The organism is Microvirga sp. ACRRW (assembly GCF_022346925.1).
In the GTDB taxonomy this organism is placed as follows: domain Bacteria; phylum Pseudomonadota; class Alphaproteobacteria; order Rhizobiales; family Beijerinckiaceae; genus Microvirga.
The window spans coordinates 624,500-645,133 of record NZ_JAKRNJ010000002.1; the positions used below are offsets into that span (position 1 = coordinate 624,500).

Annotated in this window: 21 protein-coding genes, 1 tRNA gene and 1 pseudogene; 11 read left to right on the top strand and 12 right to left on the bottom strand. The window is 60.6% G+C overall.

The features are described 5' to 3' along the window. Positions 1-200 precede the first annotated feature (200 nt). Positions 201-773 (top strand): tyrosine phosphatase family protein, encoded by a 573-nt coding sequence (locus MHY87_RS07110; RefSeq protein ID WP_239350656.1) that lies wholly within the window; start codon positions 201-203, stop codon positions 771-773. Here MHY87_RS07110 and cueR read toward each other — a convergent pair. Both cueR and MHY87_RS07120 read right to left on the bottom strand, forming a co-directional pair. Beyond that, the gene (gene cueR / locus MHY87_RS07115) at positions 770-1,216 is read right to left on the bottom strand and encodes a Cu(I)-responsive transcriptional regulator (protein ID WP_239350657.1); all 447 of its coding nucleotides are present in this window, start codon (positions 1,214-1,216) and stop codon (positions 770-772) included. The two genes, MHY87_RS07110 and cueR, sit on opposite strands and share 4 nt — an antisense overlap. Continuing rightward, positions 1,213-3,741, bottom strand: coding sequence for a heavy metal translocating P-type ATPase (locus MHY87_RS07120; protein WP_239350658.1), 2,529 nt, complete (start codon positions 3,739-3,741; stop codon positions 1,213-1,215). Before MHY87_RS07120 ends, cueR begins: the two co-directional genes overlap by 4 nt. Positions 3,742-3,949: 208 nt before the next feature. Here MHY87_RS07120 and MHY87_RS07125 point away from each other — a divergent pair, with 208 nt between their 5' ends. The 3 genes from MHY87_RS07125 (at position 3,950) to MHY87_RS07135 (ending at position 6,399) form a co-directional block, all read left to right on the top strand. Continuing rightward, a complete protein-coding gene (locus MHY87_RS07125) occupies positions 3,950-4,792 on the top strand; it encodes an endonuclease/exonuclease/phosphatase family protein (protein WP_239350659.1) in 843 nt (280 codons plus the stop codon). A gap of 114 nt (positions 4,793-4,906) precedes the next feature. Continuing rightward, positions 4,907-5,521: a glutathione transferase GstA gene (gene gstA / locus MHY87_RS07130; RefSeq protein WP_239350660.1), complete on the top strand. Its 615-nt coding sequence runs from the start codon at positions 4,907-4,909 to the stop codon at positions 5,519-5,521. Positions 5,522-5,604: 83 nt separating this feature from the next. Further along, the gene (locus MHY87_RS07135; protein ID WP_239350661.1) at positions 5,605-6,399 is read left to right on the top strand and encodes a glycosyltransferase family 2 protein; all 795 of its coding nucleotides are present in this window, start codon (positions 5,605-5,607) and stop codon (positions 6,397-6,399) included. Between the two features lie 21 nt (positions 6,400-6,420). Here the strand turns inward: MHY87_RS07135 and MHY87_RS07140 are convergent, their stop codons facing one another. Next, positions 6,421-6,774 carry a RidA family protein gene (locus MHY87_RS07140; RefSeq protein ID WP_370644859.1) on the bottom strand — a complete coding sequence of 118 codons (354 nt, stop codon included), beginning with the start codon at positions 6,772-6,774 and terminating at the stop codon, positions 6,421-6,423. A 182-nt stretch (positions 6,775-6,956) separates the two neighbouring features. Here MHY87_RS07140 and MHY87_RS07145 point away from each other — a divergent pair. Next, positions 6,957-7,047 (top strand) — tRNA-Ser (locus tag MHY87_RS07145). Positions 7,048-7,269: 222 nt separating this feature from the next. On the opposite strand, the gene MHY87_RS07150 is transcribed toward MHY87_RS07145, so the two are convergent. The 4 genes from MHY87_RS07150 to MHY87_RS07165 all read right to left on the bottom strand — a co-directional run bounded on the left by MHY87_RS07150 (position 7,270) and on the right by MHY87_RS07165 (position 11,131). After that, positions 7,270-8,913, bottom strand: a complete 1,644-nt coding sequence (locus MHY87_RS07150) for a hypothetical protein (RefSeq protein ID WP_239350662.1) — start codon at positions 8,911-8,913, stop codon at positions 7,270-7,272. Positions 8,914-8,996: 83 nt separating this feature from the next. Then, positions 8,997-10,040, bottom strand: coding sequence for a glycosyltransferase family 2 protein (locus tag MHY87_RS07155; protein WP_239350663.1), 1,044 nt, complete (start codon positions 10,038-10,040; stop codon positions 8,997-8,999). After that, positions 10,037-10,432, bottom strand: coding sequence for a GtrA family protein (locus tag MHY87_RS07160; RefSeq protein WP_239350664.1), 396 nt, complete (start codon positions 10,430-10,432; stop codon positions 10,037-10,039). Before MHY87_RS07160 ends, MHY87_RS07155 begins: the two co-directional genes overlap by 4 nt. After that, positions 10,433-11,131 (bottom strand): class I SAM-dependent methyltransferase, encoded by a 699-nt coding sequence (locus MHY87_RS07165; RefSeq protein WP_239350665.1) that lies wholly within the window; start codon positions 11,129-11,131, stop codon positions 10,433-10,435. A gap of 398 nt (positions 11,132-11,529) precedes the next feature. Here MHY87_RS07165 and MHY87_RS07170 point away from each other — a divergent pair, with 398 nt between their 5' ends. The 5 genes and pseudogenes from MHY87_RS07170 to MHY87_RS07190 all read left to right on the top strand — a co-directional run bounded on the left by MHY87_RS07170 (position 11,530) and on the right by MHY87_RS07190 (position 16,033). Next, positions 11,530-12,393 (top strand): MurR/RpiR family transcriptional regulator, encoded by an 864-nt coding sequence (locus tag MHY87_RS07170; protein ID WP_239350666.1) that lies wholly within the window; start codon positions 11,530-11,532, stop codon positions 12,391-12,393. Between the two features lie 51 nt (positions 12,394-12,444). Further along, the gene (locus MHY87_RS07175) at positions 12,445-13,206 is read left to right on the top strand and encodes an ABC transporter substrate-binding protein (protein WP_239350667.1); all 762 of its coding nucleotides are present in this window, start codon (positions 12,445-12,447) and stop codon (positions 13,204-13,206) included. A 70-nt stretch (positions 13,207-13,276) separates the two neighbouring features. Beyond that, the gene (locus MHY87_RS07180; RefSeq protein WP_239350668.1) at positions 13,277-13,990 is read left to right on the top strand and encodes an ABC transporter permease; all 714 of its coding nucleotides are present in this window, start codon (positions 13,277-13,279) and stop codon (positions 13,988-13,990) included. A 4-nt stretch (positions 13,991-13,994) separates the two neighbouring features. Beyond that, positions 13,995-14,699, top strand: a pseudogene (locus MHY87_RS07185) (ABC transporter permease); the annotation flags it as partial. Positions 14,700-14,794: 95 nt separating this feature from the next. Continuing rightward, positions 14,795-16,033, top strand: coding sequence for an FAD-binding oxidoreductase (locus tag MHY87_RS07190; protein ID WP_239350669.1), 1,239 nt, complete (start codon positions 14,795-14,797; stop codon positions 16,031-16,033). A 38-nt stretch (positions 16,034-16,071) separates the two neighbouring features. Here MHY87_RS07190 and MHY87_RS07195 read toward each other — a convergent pair whose 3' ends face one another. After that, a complete protein-coding gene (locus MHY87_RS07195) occupies positions 16,072-17,130 on the bottom strand; it encodes an ornithine cyclodeaminase (RefSeq protein ID WP_239350670.1) in 1,059 nt (352 codons plus the stop codon). Further along, complete coding sequence (gene rocF, locus MHY87_RS07200) at positions 17,127-18,083, bottom strand: arginase (protein ID WP_239350671.1); 957 nt, start codon at positions 18,081-18,083, stop codon at positions 17,127-17,129. Before rocF ends, MHY87_RS07195 begins: the two co-directional genes overlap by 4 nt. A 123-nt stretch (positions 18,084-18,206) precedes the next feature. On the opposite strand from rocF, the gene MHY87_RS07205 reads away from it, so the two are divergent. Continuing rightward, complete coding sequence (locus MHY87_RS07205; protein WP_239350672.1) at positions 18,207-18,644, top strand: Lrp/AsnC family transcriptional regulator; 438 nt, start codon at positions 18,207-18,209, stop codon at positions 18,642-18,644. A 65-nt stretch (positions 18,645-18,709) separates the two neighbouring features. Here MHY87_RS07205 and MHY87_RS07210 read toward each other — a convergent pair whose 3' ends face one another. From MHY87_RS07210 to MHY87_RS07220, 3 genes are all read right to left on the bottom strand, one after another. Continuing rightward, entirely contained in the window at positions 18,710-19,147 is a 438-nt protein-coding gene (locus MHY87_RS07210; protein ID WP_239350673.1) for a hypothetical protein, read from the bottom strand. 162 nt (positions 19,148-19,309) lie between these two features. Beyond that, entirely contained in the window at positions 19,310-19,591 is a 282-nt protein-coding gene (locus tag MHY87_RS07215; protein WP_239350674.1) for a hypothetical protein, read from the bottom strand. 171 nt (positions 19,592-19,762) lie between these two features. Then, positions 19,763-20,500: a Crp/Fnr family transcriptional regulator gene (locus MHY87_RS07220; protein WP_239350675.1), complete on the bottom strand. Its 738-nt coding sequence runs from the start codon at positions 20,498-20,500 to the stop codon at positions 19,763-19,765. Positions 20,501-20,634: the final 134 nt, after the last annotated feature.

A 20,634-nucleotide genomic window follows, 5' to 3' on the forward strand; every position in this document is an offset into this window, starting at 1 on the left:
GGCAGCACTACTCTTAAGAGAGTTCATAGGCTTGGCAGTGTCCACAAGGTGTTGTCGAGGTGGCGGAAATGTGGCCACGCCCAGCTGTGATCAAAAGGACACAATCATTTGATGGGTTTGGAAATATTCCGCCTCGACGCGTACAAGCAGCGCGAATGCCTGTAACCATGATGCGCCTTAAACATCCAACGGATTTTGCCATGCAGTCTCTTTCCATTTCCATGCTGTCGATCTGCGGAATTTCCGAGCTACCGGAGCAGAAGGCAGTGACTCATGTGCTCTCGATCCTCGACCCGGATCATCCCGATCCGGAGGCCTTCGGAGCCTATGCCTCGCATCACCGCACGATTCTGCGCTTCCACGACATCATCAATCCCATCGAGGGCATGATCCTGCCGCAGCCGGAGCATGTGGAGGCGGTACTGCGCTTCGGCGATGAGGTCGCGGCGGGCAAGGCCGAACGCACGGAAGGCCATCTTCTCGTCCATTGCCATATGGGCATCTCGCGCTCGACGGCGGCGATGCTGACGCTCATGGCGCAGACCAACCCCGACGAAAGCGAAGACAAGCTGTTCGAGCGCCTCTTGGAGATCAGGCCGCAGGCCTGGCCGAACTCCCGCATGATCGCTTTCGCCGACGATCTCTTGTCCCGTCAGGGCCGCCTCGTCGATGGCCTGCGCCGTCATTACGGCCGACAGATTCAGCGCAAGCCCGAATTCGCGCAATGGATGCAGGAACTGGGTCGTGGCCGTGAAGTCGAGATGGCGGCTTAAGCCTTGCCCAACGCCCCAAACCGCGCATCCGTCTTGGCGTGCGCGGGCAGGGGCTCATCGCTCGCCAGTTCTTCCAAGATGGGGCAATGGGGGCGTGAATCGCCGCAGCAATGCTCGGCGAGATGCTTCAGGGTCGATGACATTTCCCTCAACTCGCGGATCTTGCGCTCGAGCACGGCGACGTGGTCGAGCGCAATCGTTTTGACGTCCTTGCTTGCGCGCTCCCTGTTCTGCCACAGCGACACGAGATCGGTGATCTGCTCTACCGAGAAACCGAGGTCGCGCGCGCGGCGGATGAAGCGCAAGGTGTGCACATCGTGATCCGAATAAACGCGGTATCCGGATTCCGTGCGGATTGTCTTCGGGATCAGCCCGATGCTCTCATAGTAGCGGATCATCTTGGCGGAAACGCCTGAGGCGGCGGCAGCCTGTCCAATATTCATGCCACACCTTCTGCGGTTCGAGCGGCGGGAGCCGATTGCGGATGCGCTTTGAGCGGAGCCTTGAAGCGGCGCAGGCGCAGCGCGTTGCCGACGACGAACACGCTGGAGAGCGCCATGGCCGCCGCTGCCACGATGGGCGAGAGCAGGGTGCCGTCAATGGGATACAGCACGCCCGCGGCGACCGGGATGAGCACCACGTTATAGGCGAAGGCCCAGAACAGGTTCTGCTGGATGTTGCGGATCGTGGCCTTGGACAGCGCAATCGCATTCACGACGCCGCGCACGTCGCCGGACATGAGCACCACATCCGCGCTCTCAATAGCGATGTCCGTGCCGGTGCCGATGGCGATGCCGATATCCGCCTCGGCCAGAGCCGGCGCATCGTTGATGCCATCGCCGACGAAAGCGATGCGGCCATGGGCCTGGCGAAGGCGCTTCACCACCTCCACCTTGCCCTCGGGCAGAACTTCCGCGACCACCTCGTCGATGCCGATGCGCCGCGCGATGGCTTCCGCCGTCTTGCGGTTGTCGCCGGTAATCATCGCCACTTTCAGCCCGAGCGCATGCAAGGCGGCGATGGCTTCCGGCGTCGAATCCTTGATCGGGTCCGCAACAGCGATAATGGCCGCGAGCTTGCCATCGATGGCGGCATAGAGCGGGCTCTTGCCCTCTGAGCCGAGACGCGCCGCAGTATCCGCGAACACAGCCACATCGAGCCCGAGCTTCCGCATGAAGCGGTCCGCGCCCACATCCACCTTGCGTCCTTCCACCGTGGCGGAAACGCCGAACCCGGGCACGGCCTCGAAAGTGTCGGGTGCAGGCAGAGTGGCGCCCTGCCGTTCTGCTGCGGCAACGATGGCTTGCGCGATCGGATGCTCGGAGCGCGCTTCGACGGCGGCGACAAGGCGTAATGTATCTGTCTCGGAGAAGCCGGCAGCGGTGGCGAAGTCCGTGAGATCTGGACGGCCTTGCGTCAGCGTTCCCGTCTTGTCGAGAGCGACGACGCCGATTTCCTTCAGGCTCTGCAACGCTTCGCCCTGGCGGAAGAGCACGCCGAGCTCCGCGGCGCGTCCGGTGCCGACCATGATCGAGGTGGGCGTCGCCAGCCCCATGGCGCAGGGGCACGCGATGATGAGCACGGCAACCGCATTCACAAGCGCGAATGTCGCTGCCGGATCGGGGCCGAAGATCAGCCAGATGATGAAGGTGAGCGCCGCCGCCGCCATGACGGCGGGCACGAACCAGGCTGTGATTTTGTCGACCATGGCCTGGATCGGCAGCTTCGAGCCTTGTGCCTGCTCAACCATGCGGATGATCTGTGCGAGCACGGTATCCGCGCCGATGCGCGTGGCGCGGAAATTAAAGCCGCCGGTTTTGTTGATGGTGCCGCCGACCACTTCCGAGCCTTGCGCCTTCTGCACGGGCAGGGGCTCGCCGGTGATCATGGATTCATCGACGAAGGACGAACCTTCGACCACTTCTCCGTCGACGGGCACCTTCTCGCCGGGGCGCACCTGCACGATGTCCCCGATCTGCACCTGATCGAGGCTGATCTCCATGGCGTTGCCATCGCGGATCACGCGAGCGGTTTTTGGCGACAGACCGATGAGGCGCTTGATCGCTTCCGATGTGCGGCCCTTCGCTTTCGCTTCGAGGAAGCGGCCGAGCAGGATCAGCGTCACGATCACGGCGGCGGCCTCGTAATAGACATTGGCCATGCCTTCCGGCAGCAGGCCCGGCAGGAATGTCGCAACGACCGAATAGGCATAGGCCGCGCTCGTGCCGAGCACCACGAGGGAGTTCATGTCGGGCGCCCAACGCAGGAGGGCGGGAACGCCTTTCCTGAAGAAGCGCAGGCCCGGCCCGAACAGCACGAGGGTGGTCAGCGCGAATTGCAGATACAGGCTGTTCTCATGGCCGAGAGAGTTCATCACCCAATCGTGGATTGGGTCGATGACATGCGATCCCATCTCCACAACGAAGACGGGGAGGGTGAGGATGGCAGCCAAGGCGAACGAGCGCCTCAAAGATGAAATCTCGGCATCCCGCGCCGCACGCTCCCGATCCGTATGGTCGGCATCCTGACGGATCTCCCGGGCCGCGTAGCCCGTCGCATCGACGGCCTCGATCATCCGGGCGACGACATCTGCGCCGCCGAGATAACGCACCGAGGCGCGCTCGGTCGCGAGGTTCACGTTGGCTTCGATCACGCCCGGCACGCGCTTGAGCGCCTTTTCCACCCGAGCCACGCAGGAGGCGCAGGTCATGCCCTGGATCGCGAGGTCGATCTGGTTCTCCGCAGGCTCGTAGCCGGCATTGCGGATCGCCTCGGTCACGGCCTGGGGATCGGCCTTGTCGGGCGCGAAGGAGACATGCACCCGCTCGGTCGCCAGGTTCACCGTGGCGGCGGTCACGCCCTCCACGGCCTTGACCGCTTTCTCGACCCGTCCGACGCAGGAGGCGCAACTCATCCCCTCCACGGGAATCTCGAAGCTGGGCGAGGCGTTTGAATGATGGGCGGCCATTTTTGAATCTCCTGATTCATCATATGGGATCAGGGTGTAATCCTTCCAATCATGGGAAGGTCAAGCGGGTTATGCATGTGCCTCATGCCGGAACCCGAGCTGAGGGTGAGCCATTGATCCGACACGTTTGCGCCATAGGTCGCCCAATGAGACGTCACGGCAGGCCTCTGGCATGTCCATTCTTCCTCGTTCGAGCCGGTACTGACCTTTGAACCAAAGCGACAAACAGGGGCGACCCTTCCGGATCCTCACCTACAACGTTCACCGCTGGCTGGGCACCGACAGGAAGATTTCGCCGACGCGGATCGCGGAGGTCATCGCCGCCTGCGAGGCCGATATCGTCGCGCTCCAGGAAGTGCGCGTCGGCCGCACCCGACCAGGGGAGATCGATCAGGCAGCGAACGTGGCCGACAGGCTCGGCATGGATCTCTATTTCCAGCCCACGATCAAAATCCTGGGCGAGCAATACGGCATCGCCATTCTCACCAAGCATCCTGCCTCCATGGTGAAATGCGGCCGCCTGCCGACGCAATCGACGAAGCCCTCCTTCGAGAAACGCAGCGCCCTGTGGGTTTGCACGGAGATCGATGGGCAAAAGGTCAATGTCATCAACGCCCATCTTTCCCTGCGCTCCGGCGAGCGCCGGACCCAGGCTTCCGCGCTGGTGGGAGGCGAGTGGATGGGCCATCCGGAATGCGCGGACCCCGCGATCCTGCTCGGCGATTTCAACGCACCGCCCTATTCGCGCTCCTACCGCATGATCTCCAACCACCTGCGGGATGCGCAACTCTCCAACTCGCACGGCCAGCCGCAGCCGACTTTTCACACCCGCGCGCCTGTGCTGCGCCTCGACCATGTCTTCGTCTCGAAGTCGGTGGAGGTGGTGAATGCCGCGCCGGTCAGAAACGCTCTCACTCGGGTGGCGTCAGACCACTTCCCGCTTCTCGCGGAGCTGCGCGTGCGAAGCCACCCGAAAGCTGCGGCTTCGGAGCGCAGAGGCATGCTGGAGAATGAACTTCTCTCATCCGGCCACGATCCCGCCTTAAAATGAGATAACATGACAAATATTGGCCGAGGATCTTGAAATGGACCCGGCAAAAAGCATTATTATGACGTTGCGTAAATTTGAGGTCCCGTGGGGGCGCGGGAACAAGGGATTTAAATCATGAAGCTCTATTACAGCCCTGGTGCTTCTTCGCTTGCGCCCCACATCGTCATCCACGAAGCAGGCCTGGACATCGAGTTCGACAGGGTCGACCTGAACACGCAGACCACAGCTTCGGGGCATCGCTTCGGCACGATCAATCCCAAGGGCAATGTACCGGCGCTGGCCTTGCGGACCGGAGAGGTGCTGACGGAGGTGTCCGTGGTTCTCGAATACCTGGCGGACCGTGTGCCCGATCGCAGGCTTCTGCCCGAGCTGGGCACTCTGGAGCGCTACCGGGTGCAGGAATGGGTCGGCTTCATCGGTACAGAGCTGCACAAGGGCTTCGATCCCTTATGGGACGGCCTCATGCCCGACACCGCCCGGCGCCTAGCCGTCCAGTATCTTCAACGTCGGCTTTCCTATCTCGACCGGTGCCTCGATGGCCGTTCATACCTCATGGGCGAGCACTTCACGGTGGCGGACGCCTATTGCTTCACCGTTCTGAGCTGGGCCCGCTTCCACCGGGTCGACCTGTCGGATTATCCCGCTGTCCGGGCCTTCATGCAGGAGGTCTCGAGCCGTCCCATGGTCCGCAAGGCGATGCAGGCGGAGGGCCTGATGCAGGCGGCCTAAAAGCCACACGCAAAGGGTGTAATTCCGCTGAAGGCTTGGCGCCTCTTGCGTTCCTTGAAGAGGGCCGCTAGGCACCCGTTGCCATGGCTCCATTGTCCGTTTTCATCATTGCCAAGAACGAGGCCGACCGGATCGGCGCGACGATCCGCGCCGTTCGCGATTTGACCGACGATCTGGTCGTGATCGATTCCGGCTCGACCGACGGCACGCAGGCTGTCGCTGAAGAACTCGGTGCCCGGGTGATCTTCAATCCGTGGCCGGGTTACGGCCCGCAGAAGCGTTTCGGCGAGGATCAGTGCCGCCATGAGTGGCTCTTGAACATCGATGCGGACGAGGAGCTTTCGCCGGCCCTGCGCGAGGAGATCAGGGCTCTCTTCGCCAACGGGGAGCCTCCGCGCCAGGCCTACGGCATCCGCATCGCGGAAACCTATCCCGGTGAGGCCGCGCCTCATCCTCTGGCCTATCGCATCGCGCCCGTGCGCCTCTATCGTAAGGATGCGGGCCGCTATTCGTCCTCTCTCGTCCATGACCGGGTGGACCTGAAGCCGGATGCAAAGGTCGGGAAGCTCAAAGGCCTTATCCACCACCGCTCGATCCGCTCGCTCGGCGATCAGATCGCCAAGCTGAACCTCTATACGGATCAGCTCGCTCACGATCTCGAGGTGAGGGGGGTCTCCATTCCCACCTGGCGGGTCTATTTCGAGTTTCCCGCAGCCTTCATCAAAGCCTATTTCGGGCGCCTGCACTTCCTGCGGGGCACCTATGGCTTCCTGATCGCCATGAACTACGCCATCTGGCGCCATCTTCGCCTGGCGAAGCACTACGAGAAGAAGCGCCGCAACGCGTTCGCGAAGGCGAACAAGGCCGAGCGGGCCTGAACGCCTTCGCAGGGAGCCGCTTCAGACGGCGGCCGTGACCTGGATTTCCAGCGCATAATCGGGGTCGGCGAGCCTGGCCTCCACGGTGGCCCGTGCGGGCGTGTGGCCCGGCACCACCCAGGCATCCCAGACGGCGTTCATTTCGGCGTAGGAAGCCATGTCCGTCAGCCAGATCGTGGCCTGCAGGAGCTTGGACTTGTCGCTGCCGATCTCCGTCAGGGATTGCTCGATCTGCGCCAGCACGTCCCGGGTCTGCTCGGTCACCGATTGGCCCACGCTGGTCTCAGGCACATAGCCGGAGAAATAGGCGGTGTTCCCATGAATCACGAGATCGCTGTAACGGGCGGCAACGCCGATCCGCTTGATGTCTGCCACGTCGGGCCTCCTTTGGTTTTCGAAGGAGTGGCCTCCTAGCACGGAAGAGGCTGGCCGGCCCAGGTTTCGCGAGCGCTTTTTGCCTGCCGAAAGGATGCTTTTTGGCCTTGACGAAGGGCGGCTGTTCGCGTCTATTGCGCCACCTGCGAGGCAGGGTTTCGACACCCTGTTTTATCGCGAACGGAGACGTGGCCGAGAGGCTGAAGGCACTCGTTTGCTAAATGAGCATACCCCAAAAGGGTATCGAGGGTTCGAATCCCTCCGTCTCCGCCATTTATCCTGCTAACCTCTGAAAAATTTTGTAGGTGGGATCAGGCGTGTCTGAGCCTCTGTATCCTAGGCTCCTTGAGGGACAGTTTCGGCATAATGGGGCGTATTCTCGAGATGATAACAGCCGCCGCCATTTGAGCTGGCGTTCAAGGCTTGGGAAACCTATCCGAAGCTAGGCCTCCCAAGATGAGGCCAGTTGCGGCCTGATACCCTCTGCTCAGGTCATCAACGCCTTACGCACCCCTTGAGATCACGGCCCATCTCCTGAAAGAGGACCAAGTCCTGTGTCAGGTCCACTTTAGACGCTGACGGGCTCATGGCAGCCAACATCTTGCTGTCGGTCTTACGCACGATGAAGACGCTGGGTTGGTTATCGACGGCGCAATATCTCTCAGGGATGCTGAGAAAATCGAAACTCACGACTTGCCCATTGACTACTTGGACTGGGGCTGGGGTGAGGGCCGTGCCGGAAAGTGCGGCATAGCGGTACACGTCCCAGAAATCACCGTAGATCCTCCCCTGACCGTTACGGATGATCTCCTGCTCACGGAGCTTTGTGAGGGTATTGTGAAGGTGCGCCCGTTGGTTGGTATGCTGGCTCATACGATGAGCCTTGCTGACGAGAGCCAACGTGACAGGGCTGGCGAGCACAAACACTGCAGCCATGACATATCCAAAAGCCTTGATCTTAGTCTGCTTGTTTACGCATGCATCTGCAATCATCCATGCGACAACGAACTTGATCAGGAAAAGCCCAGGTACGGCATGGCGTATAACGGGCCCCAAGCTTGTCAGCGTTGCAGCACCCAACGCGGCCAATGTGATCAACAGCCCTGCCGATCCTATGAGGACGACTGGCAGCAAGGCATCGCCCTGCTGCCTTTCGAAGGTTGTAAGATACTTCAGAATCGATGTGAGGAGCTTCCAGGCAAGCCATATCGCCGAGACAACGCATGCAGCTATGATCGTCACATCGGCTATGGTGAAGAGCGCTGATCCGAAATCCTGAAAGGTCAGGAACTGAGCCGAGACGACAAAAGGTTTTATGTCTGTCCAGAGAGCTGCCCATTTTCGAATGATCGCGCCTGCGTTCAGATCGATGACCATGCTGCCGACGCCAATGAATTGGACCTGCAGAATGATTAAATTACGAATGACCAGTCCAACCGCGATAGCAAGGATGCACGCACCTATCGTCATATAGAGGCGCTTGCTCCACGGGAGGAGTATGAAACTGACAGCGACAATCGCTGAAACCGCCAAGAGGGCTCGCATGACGGAATCGACGGTAAGCAGCGAGACGATCACAAACAGCATCAATGCTGTTATACGACCCGCCAAGCCCAGACTGCACCGGTAAAACAGGATAGCAGCGGTCAATGCCAGGCTGGATTGCATCAGGTGCGATTGCTGCCCCAGGATGAAATCCACCTCATTCATGTTGATTGGAATGAAGAGCAGGCCAGCCGCTATCAAGGGCACCACACTTCTAGGGCGTAGGAGCATCAGGCAGAAAGCGACGATCCCGAACGCGATCGAGAACATCAGAGAAGTCGCAAGAGTATACGCGGTGTAGCCGTTCAACCCGGCTTTCATGAACAGCGCGATTGCGAATTGCGGGCGCAGCAGAAACAGGTCATTTCCAAATATGAAATGAGCCGGAAACATGCGCCCTTCGGTCAGGATTTGCTGGGCGACAATGTAGGCTGCGGCAGAGTCACTATGGAACCAGCGCCAATAATATAAGTGCATGAAGAGGGCGTGGCAGAGAAACGCCGAGATCACCGCAATCGCCAAGGCGATTACATCATTCCTCGAGAAGCCCACTGAGGATGCACGTTGCTCATGGGTAGCGAAGGTGGTGCTCACGTGATCCATTTTGATGCTGTTCGGTATTGAAGTTGTCGATTCCAGACGAGCGCCTCATGGGTAAAGCGCCAGCGATTAAGTCGTTAGAGTTGCGCGTCCGCTTTAGCCTCTGCACAGCGCGGTGCAGAAAGAGGGCTTCCAGTCAGCTCATTCTGAGATGAGTGAACGGCCGCTCGCGGCTTGAGCATGGTCGCAATATGCGAGCGCGGGCGGCGCTTGGTTTCCAGATAGATCTTGCCCACATACTCGCCGACAATCCCGACAGAGAGCAGTTGGACTCCCGAGATCAGGTAGATCGGAATGACTGTCGATGCCCAGCCTGGAAGGGTCGAGTCGAAAACGACCGCAGCAAACATTGCCCAGGCGGTCAGTGCGAGTGCGAGGAACGAGGTGGCGATGCCTAGGAACGTCACAATCCTCAGCGGCTTCGTAGAGAAGGATGTGATGCCCTCGAAGGCGAGCGCCAGCATCTTGCGAAGAGGATACTTCGAGGTGCCCGCGAAGCGCTCAGCCCGCTCATAGGTGACGATGGCGGTCTGGAAGCCGAGAAGCGGAATGAGCGCTCTGAGGAAGAGGTTCGATTCCTTGTATTCCCTCAGGGCCTCGATCGCGCGGCGGGTCAGAAGGCGGAAGTCGGCGTGATCGTAGACGATCTCCACCGACAGTTTCTGGAGGATGCGATAATAGGATTGAGCGGTCCAGCGCTTCATCATGCTGTCGCTGGTGCGGGAACTGCGAACGCCATATACGACGTCGGCGCCCTCCGCGGCTTTTGCCACCATCTTCTCGATGGCGTCGATATCGTCTTGCAGATCCGCATCGATCGAAACCACCAGATCGCCCGGAACGGCGAGAAGCCCCGTCATCAAGGCAACCTGATGTCCCCGATTGCGGGAGAGCTTGACGCCGGCAAAGCGCGGTGAGGTGCGGTTCAGTTCCTGAACGATCTGCCAGGTGCGGTCGCGCGAACCATCGTCCACGAAATACACGCTGCTCTCAGGGCTGATCTTCCCGCCCTCGACCAGGCGCGCAAGAAGCTCGTCGAGACGTTTGGACGTTTCCGGAAGAACATCCTCCTCATTGTAGCAAGGAACAACGATGCTGAGGATGGGGGACTGCTGGGTCATGACGCTTGACCTGTTGCGATAGGGCGATGAGAGCGGAATGCGAAGAACTTGCCGCCGACAAACGAGGCGGCCGTATAAACCAGCACGCCGCACGCTTGCGCGAGAATGGTATCCACGAGAAAGACTTCCCGGATGAAGATTACGGTGGCCAGATTCAGCAGGTAGCACACCGCCACCACGGCGAACCACCGCGCGGCGCTGCTCCACCACGCCCCGGAAAACTGGAATGTCCAAGTCCGGTTGAGAAGAAAGCCGACGATGCATCCCGCCGCGTAGCCCAAGGCATTCGCCAGCCGGTAATCGAGATGCAGCAGCTGCATCGCGCCGATGATGAATGAGAAGCCAACGGCTGTGTTCAAGACACCAACCAGGATGAAGCGGATGAGCTGCATCTATGAGCGCTTCGTTGCCGAGACAGAGTACTGCCCGCCGAGGGGGATGCGGGCCAAATGCGGTTCAAGGGTCCTCAAGGACGCGAGCTGACGCGGAAAGAAGACATGGTAGTCGACCTTGGGCTCATGCCACCCGGCATCGAGGAAGCGCTGCTTGAGAACGCTCGCCCGAATGAGGCGGGCGTTGATGTCGAAGGGGCAGGTGTTGACCGCGCGAAGGGTCAGGGGATTGAGAGGATTATGCTCGAAGATCGAGAGCATGCCGCCGGGGCGGGTGACGCGCAGGAGTTCCGACATCCAGTGCACGTGCTCTTCATGCGGAATGTGGTGGAACACGCATGCCGAGAACGTGACATCGAATTGGTTGTCCGGCGCCGGAATGTTCTGGCCTGCGATCAGCAGGGTTTGGGAGACCTCTCCAAACCGCGTCTGGGCCAATTCCAGGCTTCGGCTGGATACGTCCGCACAGACAAGGCGCGTGCTCGGCATGTGATGCCTGAAATGCGGGATCGAGTTGCCGATGCCGCTGCCGAAATCGAGAGCGCTGCCGGGAGTAATGCCAAGCTTAGAGGCTTGCTTGGCCAGAACTTTGATCTTGTATTCTGCGAAATATTCAGGAGCCTCGCCGGTTATGGCAATATTGGCGCTATGCTGCTGATAATATTCGTCAGCGAAGCTATCGAATTCTGCCTTGTCCATAGTAAAATTTTCCTGCTCGCTCTCAGTCGCCCGGACCGCCTAGCACAGTCCTGGGCAAGGGTGCAAATAATCGGGTAATACAGTCTCTCCGTGCTTTTCGCGAAGGGCGAAAGCGCAGCAGCCAAGCTGAGTCATCCCCTCGGTGAGGAGAGGGCGGCTTTCCCAGGGGTGTCGTCATCGCCGATGGGCGACGCTTTTCCGAGACGGCACAAAGCCTGTCCTGGGAACTCTATTACTCAATGCTTGTATCACTAGTTCCAGCGCCATGGGCTAAGGCGTCCTGCCGCAGCAGGTTAGCGGCATGGGGCTGCGGCTTTCGGCCATTCGCGATGGCAGAAAAATAGCAGTGATTGCTTTTATGTCAGAGAGCTGTCTTAATCGCTGCGCGGAGGAAGCTCGTGAGCCGGCATGTGAAGCAGCGTCTGGAGGAAAGCCTGGAGGTGGCGACTGCGTCCGGCAGGGCGGTGGCGAGCTTCATGCTGGCGAACCTCAGCGACTTGCCCTTCGAGACTTCGGCGACCATTGCTCAGAAGATCGGTGTCAGCGAACTGACGGTCGGGCGTTTCTGCCGCTCCATCGGCTACCGGCATCTGAAGGATCTCAAAGATCACCTGCGGACGGATCTGGGCGGGAGCCCCTGGCTCCTGGGAGATCGGCTCAAGGCGTTTCAGAAACGCAGCCGGGATGATCTCGGCGAATTGACCAAGAGCTTCGAGCTGGAAGTCTCGGCTCTGGTGCGCGTCTATGAATATGCGCAGTCGCCCGCGTTCCGGATGGTAAGCCGGCGTCTTGCCACGGCATCGCGGGTGCTCGTCGCCGGTTTCCAGACGGAGAGGGGCATTGCCGCCTCCTTTGTCCACAACCTTCAATATCTTCGCGACAACGTGCAATTGCTCGATTCCGCCTCGGGTTATTTCGGGGAGGCGCTCTTAGGGCAGGGGGAGGAATCCGCCCTCGTGATCTTCGAGGCCCGCCGCTATTCGCGGCAAGCCAAGCTCTTGGCGAGCAAGGCGCACGAGCGCGGCGTTCCGGTGACCCTGGTCACCGATCCCTATTGCGATTGGGCGGATGGCTGCACGAGCGAGGTGTTCCGCATTCCCACGGATCTCAACCTGTTCTGGGAATCGACGGCGCCGATGCTCTCCCTGGTGCATCTCATACTGAACGCGGTATTCAATGAACTCGGCCCGCAGGTCGAGGAGCGGCTGAATGCGACGGCCGCGCTTTATCACGAATTCGTCGGCTATACGGAGCATCCGTAAAGGCAGGCGTGGAAGAGGACCGGACAGGTCGAAACAACAGAGGGTACAAGAATGTACAAGTCTATTCTCGCTGCAGGCGTCTGCATCCTGAGCCTGACGTCCCTGGCGTCGGCACAGGAGAAGAAGGAAATCGTGATCGCGTCGGAAGGCGCCTATCCGCCCTTCAACTTCATGGATTCCAACAACAAGCTGCAAGGTTTCGATATCGATATCACCAATGCGCTGTGCGAGAAGATGCAGGTGAAGTGCACCATCGTCGCTCAGGATTGGGACGGCATCATTCCCGCGCTGCTCGCCAAGAAGTACGACGCCATCGTCGCTTCCATGACAATCACGGATGAGCGCAAGAAGCAGGTCGATTTCACGGATCGCTATTACCGCACGCCGCTTTCCGTCGCGGTTGCGAAGGACTCGCCCATCAAGGATACGTCGGTTGCTTCCATGAAGGGCAAGACGGTCGGCGCCCAGTCATCCACCACGCAGGCGATCTACGCTGAGGACACTTATGGCAAGGGCGGCGCGGCCGCGAAGCTCTATCCGACGCAGGACGAGGCCAATGCCGATCTCGCGAACGGTCGTCTCGATGCTTCCGTCGCGGACAAGTTCGTGCTGGTCGAGTGGCTGAAGAAGGACGGCAAGGATTGCTGCAAGCTTCTCGGCGACATCGAGGGCACCATGTCGGAAGCTGGCATCGCCGTGCGCAAGGAAGACAAGGATCTGAAGGAAAAGCTCAACAAGGCGATCAAGGATATCGTCGCCGACGGCACCTACAAGAAGATCCAGGACAAGTACTTCCGGTTCGATATCTACTAAGAATATCTGACACTGCTCTCACCCTGGGGCAATCTTCTCAGGGTGAGACTCACGGCGGCGGGCCAGTCCATTGCAGGATATTTTTTCGCTTCTCTCGTTCTCGGACGGCGGCTGGGGCAGCGCTCTCGCGGCGGGCACGCTCGTCACTTTGAGCCTTGCGCTCACCACGCTCCCCGTCGGCATTTGTCTCGGCCTTGCCGTCGCGCTGATGGCACGCTCCCGCAGCCCGCGTGTGCGGGCTGTCGCCACCGTATTCACCACGATCTTCCGCGGCCTGCCGGAATTGCTCACCCTTCTCATCGTCTATTACGGCGGGCAGATCCTCATTCAGCGCATCATGGCATCGATGGGCTATGGCGGATCGATCCAGATCAACGCCTTCCTTGCCGGCGTGATCGCCTTCGGCCTCGTTCTCGCGGCCTTCTCCAGCGAGGTCTGGGTGGGTGCGCTCAACACGATTGCGAAAGGGCAATACGAAGCGGCGAGCGCGCTGGGGCTCAACAAGTGGCTCTCGTTCCGCCTCGTCGTGTTTCCGCAGCTCATGCGCGCGGCCCTGCCGGGATTGTCCAACAACTGGCTGACCCTGTTGAAGGACACCTCGCTGATCTCGACCATTTCGCTCGTCGACATCATGCGCCAGACGAACCTCGCGGTCGGCGCCACGAAGCAGCCGATGGTGTTCTATCTCACCGCTTGCTTCCTCTACCTGCTTCTCTCCGCAGGCTCGGGCCTTGTCTTCTCATTCCTGGAACGCCGCGCCAATCGCGGCCATGTGAGGGGGTAAGCCGATGTTCCGCGATCTCCTTGGCCTCGTCCTCGACCTCGACCTGCTCGACCGCTACGGCTGGCGCTTTCTCGATGGCGTCGTCGTCACCGCGCAGCTGGTGGCGATTTCCTTCACGCTCGGCGGCATTCTCGGCTTGGGTCTGGGCCTCGCGCGCCTCTCGAACAACCGCGCCTTAAGGTGGTTTGCAGGCGCCTACATCTACTTCTTCCGCGGCTCGCCGCTGCTCGCGCAGCTCTTCCTGCTCTATTACGGCCTCGGCTCGCTGCGCCCCTTCTGGACCGATCTCGGCCTCTGGTGGTTCTTCCGTGAGGCCTGGTATTGCGCGCTGCTCGCCTTCACACTGAACACGGCGGCCTACCAAGCGGAGATTTTCCGTGGCGGCATTCAAGCCGTGCCGAGAGGGCAACGGGAGGCCGCGGCGGCCTTGGGCATGCATGATGCCATCACCTTCGTGAAGGTCATTCTGCCTCAAGCCATGATCGTCGCGCTGCGTCCGCTCGGCAATGAACTGATCCTCATGGTCAAGGCCAGCGCCATCGCGTCGCTGGTGACGATCTACGATCTCATGGGCGTGACGAAGCTCGCTTTCTCCCGCTCCTACAATTTCGAGCTCTATCTGTGGGCGGCGGTGCTCTATCTGCTGATCGTCGAATGCATCCGGCGTCTATGGGTCTTGCTCGAAAGGCGTTTGACCCGGCACCTGAAGTCAGGGGATCTGGTGCGCCCGGCCCATACCGGCTGGTTGAGCCGCATGACGAAATCCGTCCTCAAGCCCAACACCTAGAGTGAGAAGCGCCCATCATGCGTTATGACGTCATCGTGCTCGGCGCAGGGATCGTCGGGGTCTCCGCCGCGCTGCATCTGCAATCGCGCGGACGCTCCGTGTGTCTCGTCGACCGGCGCGCTCCTGGTGAGGAGACGAGCTACGGCAATGCCGGGCTCATCGAGCGCGCAAGCGTCATCCCCTATGCGATGCCGCGCCACCTCTCGGCTCTGCTGCGCTACGGCCTCAACCGCTCGCCGGATGTGCGTTATCGCTTGGCGCATCTGCCGAGGATGAGCACGTGGCTTTTTCAGTATTGGCTGCATTCCTCACCGGAACGGCTGCTGGAGGCCACCAACGCGATGCTGCCGCTCATCGAGCGCTGCGTGACGGAGCACGATGCGCTGATTGACAGGGCAGGCATCACAAATCTCCTGCGCCGCAGCGGCTGGATCGAGACCTTCAGCACACCGGAGGGAAAGAAGAAGGCCCTGGCGGCGGCCAAGGACGTGGAGCGATACGGCCTGAACTACGATGTGCTCGATGTGGCAGAGCTGAAGGCGCGCGAGCCGCATCTCCTGGATGCGCCCATCGGCGCCATCCATTGGCGCGATCCGACGACAGTGTCCGACCCGGAAGCGCTCACCAAGGGCTATGCAGCGCTCTTTACAAGGCAGGGCGGACGCTTTGCCTCCGGCGATGCGCGCACGCTTTCGCAGAGCGGACAGGATTGGAGCGTGGCGACGGAGGAGGGGGCGATGACGGCGGGGCAGGTTGTCGTTGCCCTCGGTCCATGGTCCGACCAGATCTTCAAGCCGCTCGGCTATCGTATTCCGCTTGCCGTCAAGCGCGGCTATCACATGCATTATGCCGCCAAGGGGAACGCTACTCTAAGCCTGCCGGTGCTCGATTTCGAAGGCGGTTACGTGCTCGCGCCGATGGCGAAGGGCATCCGGCTCACCACAGGGGTAGAGTTAGCAGGGTTCGAGGCGCCGCAGAATCCCGCGCAGCTCGAACAGGCCGAGGCGCTGGCCCGCAACCTGTTCCCGCTCGGCGAACGCGCCGAGCCGAAGCCCTGGCTCGGACGCAGGCCGTGCTTGCCGGACATGCGCCCGGTGATCGGCGAAGCGTCGCGCCACAAGGGCCTGTGGTTCAATTTCGGTCATGCCCATCACGGCCTGACATTGGGGCCTGTGACAGGCCGTCTGCTCGCCGAGATGATGACGGGCGAGACGCCGTTCTGCGATCCTTCGCATTATCGGGCGGATCGGTTTTGACATGTAAAAGGCCGGATCGATGATCCGGCCTTTTCTCTTTACGCCGCCGTCGGAGTTGCGACGGCCGCACGCAGCAGCATGCCGAAGAGGTCGCGTGGCTCGTCCGGATCGGCGAGGAGGTCCAGCTCCTCGTAGAGGCCAGTTTGTTCGATCTGCTTCTTCACATAGCGAAGCGCCGAGAAATCCTCGATGGCGAAGCCCACGGAGTCGAACAGGGTGATCTGCCGCTCATTCGTGCGTCCCGTCTCCTGGCCCGCGATCACGCGCCAGAGTTCCTTGACCGGATAATCGGGCGCGAGCTGCTGGATCTCGCCTTCGATGCGCGTCTGCGGCGGGTATTCCACGAAGATGTCGGAGCGCTTCAGGATGTCGGCGTGAAGCTCCGTCTTGCCGGGACAATCGCCGCCGATCGCGTTGATGTGCAGGCCGGAGCCGACCATGTTGTCGGTGAGGATGGTGGCGTTCTGCTTGTCGGCGGTGACGGTGGTGACGATCTCGGCACCCACCATCGCTTCCTCGATGGATCCGCATACGGTGATGTCGAAGCCGTAGCCTGCAAGGTTGCGCACGCATTTCGTGCTTGCCGAGCGGTCGATGTCGTAGAGTCGAAGTTTGTCGACGCCGAGCAGAGCCTTGAAGGCGACGGCCTGGAATTCAGCCTGCGCGCCGTTGCCGATGACCGCCATGGTGCGCGCATTCTTCGGCGCGAGATATTTCGCGGCCACCGCCGATGTGGCGGCGGTGCGCAACGCGGTCAGAATGGTCATCTCGGTCAGCAGAACGGGGTAGCCCGTTCCCACATCCGCCAGCACGCCGAAGGCGGTAACGGTCTGGCGCCCCTCGCGCGTGTTCTTCGGATGGCCATTCACATATTTGAAGCCGTAGACCTCACCGTCACTGGTGGGCATCAGCTCGATCACGCCTTCGCGGCTGTGGGAGGCGACGCGCGGCGTCTTGTCGAAGGATTCCCAGCGGCGGAAATCGGATTCGATGTATTCCGACAGTTCGACGAGAAAGCGTTCCACGCCGATAGCGAGAACGAGCTTCATCATGTGATCGACGCTGACGAAGGGAACGATGTTGAGTTTCGGGATCATGCCACGCTCGTCTTAGGGGTGTCGCGGTAGCTCTGGGTGGGACGGTCGAGCACGCGGCGGCCCATGAGGCTCGAGGCGAGATCGACCATGAGCAGCGCCGTGCGCCCGCGCTCGTCCAGGAAGGGGTTCAGTTCGACGAGGTCGAGGCTGCGCACGAGGCCGCTGTCGTGCAGCATCTCCATGATGAGATGCGCCTCGCGGAACGTCGCGCCGCCGGGCACCGTGGTGCCGACGCCGGGCGCAATGCCGGGATCGAGGAAGTCCACGTCGAGGCTCACATGCAGGATGCCGTCAGCTTCCGCGACGCGCTTCAGGAATGCGTCGAGCAGGGGAGCCACGCCATTCTCGTCGATGGCGCGCATGTCGTGGATCGTAACGCCTGTCGTCGCCAACGCCGCGCGCTCGGCGGGATCGACGCTGCGGATGCCCATCATGCAGACGTTCTCCGGCTTCACCGGCGTATGCAGCTTCGGGAAGTAGCCGTCAAAGCCCTGGCGCCCCGTGGCATAGGCCATGGGAACGCCGTGCAGGTTGCCGCTCGTGGTGGTCTCAAGCGTGTGGAAGTCCGGATGGGAATCGAGCCACAGCACGAAGAACGCGCGGCCTTCCTCCGCGGCCCGGCGGGCAAGCCCCGTCATGGAGCCGGCGGAGAGGCTGTGATCGCCGCCGAGGAAGATCGGCATGCCTTCGCCGCTGGCCTTATAGGCGGCCTCGGCAATCGCCTCCGTCCAGGCCACCGTCTCCGGCAGGGCTTTGATGACGCTATTCGCATGGCGCAGCTCACGCAGCGGCTTGGGCGCGATGTTGCCGCGATCCTCCACAACATAGCCGAGGTTCTTCAGCTCGGTCGCCAAGCCGGCGGTGCGGAAGGCGCTGGGCCCCATATCGCAGCCGAGCCGGCCTGCGCCATCCTGAACGGGGGCGCCAAAGAGGATGCAGGGCTTGTGCGTCATTCGATCTCTCCAAAGTCAGGGTTCAAGCTAGGGGAGAGACTTGGCGATATGAACAGGCTAGTTTGACAAATAGAGAAAGTTGATCGACCAGATTGGTAAGTATGTTTTTCCAAAGTGGCAGATATGGACGAATTGGATCAGCGCCTCATCACGCTCTTGCGCCATAACGGGCGGCGCAGCGTCTCCGACCTTGCCCTGGAGCTGGATGTATCTCGCGCGACCGTGCGCTCGCGCATGGAGCGTCTGGAACGCTCGGGCGATATCGTCGGCTATACGGTGATCCTGAGGGCCGATGCGGTGTCGCTGCCCGTGCGCGGCATCATGCTGATCGAGGTGGAGGGGCGCGCCGCCGATAGGGTTGTGGCCGCCCTGGGCGGTTTTCCGGAAGTCAGCGACATTCACACCACGAACGGGAAGTGGGATCTCATCGTCGAACTCGGCGCGGCCAACCTGTCCGATTTCGATGGAATTCTGAGGCGCGTGCGCCTGATCCCGGGCGTCATCGCCTCGGAGACCAACCTGCTGCTGGCGACCCCGCGCAGCACCCGCGCACGGCTGTAAGGCAAGGTCTTGGGAGATGGCCCTGACATGAATGAGCCCTCATGCCAGAAGCCCTCTTTTGTCGATCAGCTCTTATCCCGCGTCGTAAACGACTGCACATCCGCCTGCGGCGTGAGGTGTTCGATGGAGACCCAATCCGTACAGGCCCTCAGAATGGGGGCCAGATAGGCGCGGCTGCCTTCGATCTCGACAACCCGGCAAGGGTAAGCCCTTCGGTCGCCTGGAGGTCGATAGACGACCGTGCTGCCCGGCGTGATCGCATCCGTGGACATCGGGTGATGCGGATTCTGCATGTGAAGGTCGTGATGGCCATTGTCCTGGACCACAGCGTTTCTCTGGCGCGCCCGATACCGGTCCAGCGCTTCGATGGCGATGCGGGCACGATCGCGATAGCGGTCGGTGACAACTCTCATCAGGGTGCCTTTTTCGCGCCCCGGATACCAGGAGACGCCGCCAATTTTCGCCAGCTCTTCTGCGACGATTTCAATTTCTTCTTCGGTCATTGGCTCATTCTCTCGCGGAGGTGGGAGTTTATGCCCGGGTCAGGACGGCAGCGTGCCGCGATCCGATGCATTGATGTTATGGGCCCCGAAGAGTTGCTCTGTTTTTAGCGAGCGTATGACTCTGTCATTGTCGTAGTCTTTGCGTAATCCAGAATGCACCGCCTATCTGTGCGGAATCATACGCTCCTGTAAAACGGCCAGCTGCTGGATATACGGCGTGCGCCGCTCGTGATGCTGTGCTCTCAGCTTTTCAAGAACTCTGATCCTCAAGTTCAGGTCAGGTGAACTTTTGTTGATCTTATCCCTCTCTTGTTCATATTCGAAGTCGAGATCGGCCAAGGTCGAGAGTAAGGACTGAAGTAAAGGTTGGATAGTGGGGGAGTAAAAGCTGATCTGGCGATAGTTGCCGGAGGATTTGTTATTACGAAACTCGGTGTCGTTCATTCGAGGCCCCGTATTAACTCGTGTTAACAACTCCGACATTACTGACGTAGGGTTACCCCGTCTGTTGGCTACCCGACAAACATGCAAAAAGATTTGTATGCGTTTATGCGAAGCGCGGTTGCAGTCCGCGCGGTGGCTTCTGTCGAGAGCGTGAATTTCGAGAAGGTGTCTTTAGTTGCCGCCGCGGCCATAGGTAGCGGGGAGAAGGCGCTCGAAGCTCTTACGGATTTTCCGGTAACATTCGCAGGACATTTCCTCGAGGCCTGCACGATCCGTGATCGTGATCGCGCCTCGGCCCTGATGAATCAGGCCCGCGATCTGGAGCGCGCGCGTCACGCTGCTGACAGTGGAGCGCTGAACCCCCAGCATCTCTGCCAATGTCTCATGCGTTAGAGGAAGCGCATCCTGATCCACGCGATCGCTCGTGCTCAAAATCCATCGGCAGCAGCGGGCTTCCACGCTGTGCACGGCATTGCAGGCAACAGTCTGCAATGTCTGGGAGAGAAGTGCTTCCGTGAAGCTCAACACAAGCTGTCGTATGTTGGGCCGCTCGAGTCCGGCCTCATTCAGCTTCTCAATGGAAATGCGCGATGCTGTGCCGGGCACACGGATGACATAGCGGCCGTAGGACTGGCGGGTGACCAGGGCGCTGACGAGTCCAAACATCGCCTCCCGACCGAACACGGCCATCTCCACCGAGCCGCCGTCCTTCAGGATGGTCGTCAGGGAAACGATGGCGTTGTGAGGGAAGTAAGCGTGCCGGATGGTTTCGCCGATCTCGTAGATGATCTTGCCTTTCGGCAGGTCCACGATCTCGAGATAGGGTTCGAGAACTCTGAAATCCTCAGGCTCCAGGGCGGCAAGAAGCCGGTTCTTTCGATGAATGATCGCCTTAGAACCATGTTGCATGGCAAGGTGTACCGATCTGAACAGATGTCCGGTCCCAAGATGGAGCGGAGCCGTAGACAGGATGCTTGCGCAACCTCAGGTGGTCAATTGATCCTTCCTCTATTGTAAACAGGCTTTCTTGGGTCTGCATTCCT

What these genes read in the sequence shown, in the direction of transcription:
- MHY87_RS07160 (WP_239350664.1), bottom strand. Translation starts at nt 10,432, where the DNA reads ATGCAGCTCATCCGCTTCATCCTGGTTGGTGTCTTGAACACAGCCGTT.
- MHY87_RS07190 (WP_239350669.1), top strand. Translation starts at nt 14,795, where the DNA reads ATGCGTTATGACGTCATCGTGCTCGGCGCAGGGATCGTCGGGGTCTCC.
- MHY87_RS07205 (WP_239350672.1), top strand. Translation starts at nt 18,207, where the DNA reads ATGGACGAATTGGATCAGCGCCTCATCACGCTCTTGCGCCATAACGGG.
- MHY87_RS07165 (WP_239350665.1), bottom strand. Translation starts at nt 11,131, where the DNA reads ATGGACAAGGCAGAATTCGATAGCTTCGCTGACGAATATTATCAGCAG.
- MHY87_RS07135 (WP_239350661.1), top strand. Translation starts at nt 5,605, where the DNA reads ATGGCTCCATTGTCCGTTTTCATCATTGCCAAGAACGAGGCCGACCGG.
- MHY87_RS07155 (WP_239350663.1), bottom strand. Translation starts at nt 10,040, where the DNA reads ATGACCCAGCAGTCCCCCATCCTCAGCATCGTTGTTCCTTGCTACAAT.
- MHY87_RS07195 (WP_239350670.1), bottom strand. Translation starts at nt 17,130, where the DNA reads ATGATCCCGAAACTCAACATCGTTCCCTTCGTCAGCGTCGATCACATG.
- MHY87_RS07175 (WP_239350667.1), top strand. Translation starts at nt 12,445, where the DNA reads ATGTACAAGTCTATTCTCGCTGCAGGCGTCTGCATCCTGAGCCTGACG.
- MHY87_RS07110 (WP_239350656.1), top strand. Translation starts at nt 201, where the DNA reads ATGCAGTCTCTTTCCATTTCCATGCTGTCGATCTGCGGAATTTCCGAG.
- MHY87_RS07220 (WP_239350675.1), bottom strand. Translation starts at nt 20,500, where the DNA reads ATGCAACATGGTTCTAAGGCGATCATTCATCGAAAGAACCGGCTTCTT.
- rocF (WP_239350671.1), bottom strand. Translation starts at nt 18,083, where the DNA reads ATGACGCACAAGCCCTGCATCCTCTTTGGCGCCCCCGTTCAGGATGGC.
- MHY87_RS07215 (WP_239350674.1), bottom strand. Translation starts at nt 19,591, where the DNA reads ATGAACGACACCGAGTTTCGTAATAACAAATCCTCCGGCAACTATCGC.
- MHY87_RS07120 (WP_239350658.1), bottom strand. Translation starts at nt 3,741, where the DNA reads ATGGCCGCCCATCATTCAAACGCCTCGCCCAGCTTCGAGATTCCCGTG.
- gstA (WP_239350660.1), top strand. Translation starts at nt 4,907, where the DNA reads ATGAAGCTCTATTACAGCCCTGGTGCTTCTTCGCTTGCGCCCCACATC.
- cueR (WP_239350657.1), bottom strand. Translation starts at nt 1,216, where the DNA reads ATGAATATTGGACAGGCTGCCGCCGCCTCAGGCGTTTCCGCCAAGATG.
- MHY87_RS07210 (WP_239350673.1), bottom strand. Translation starts at nt 19,147, where the DNA reads ATGACCGAAGAAGAAATTGAAATCGTCGCAGAAGAGCTGGCGAAAATT.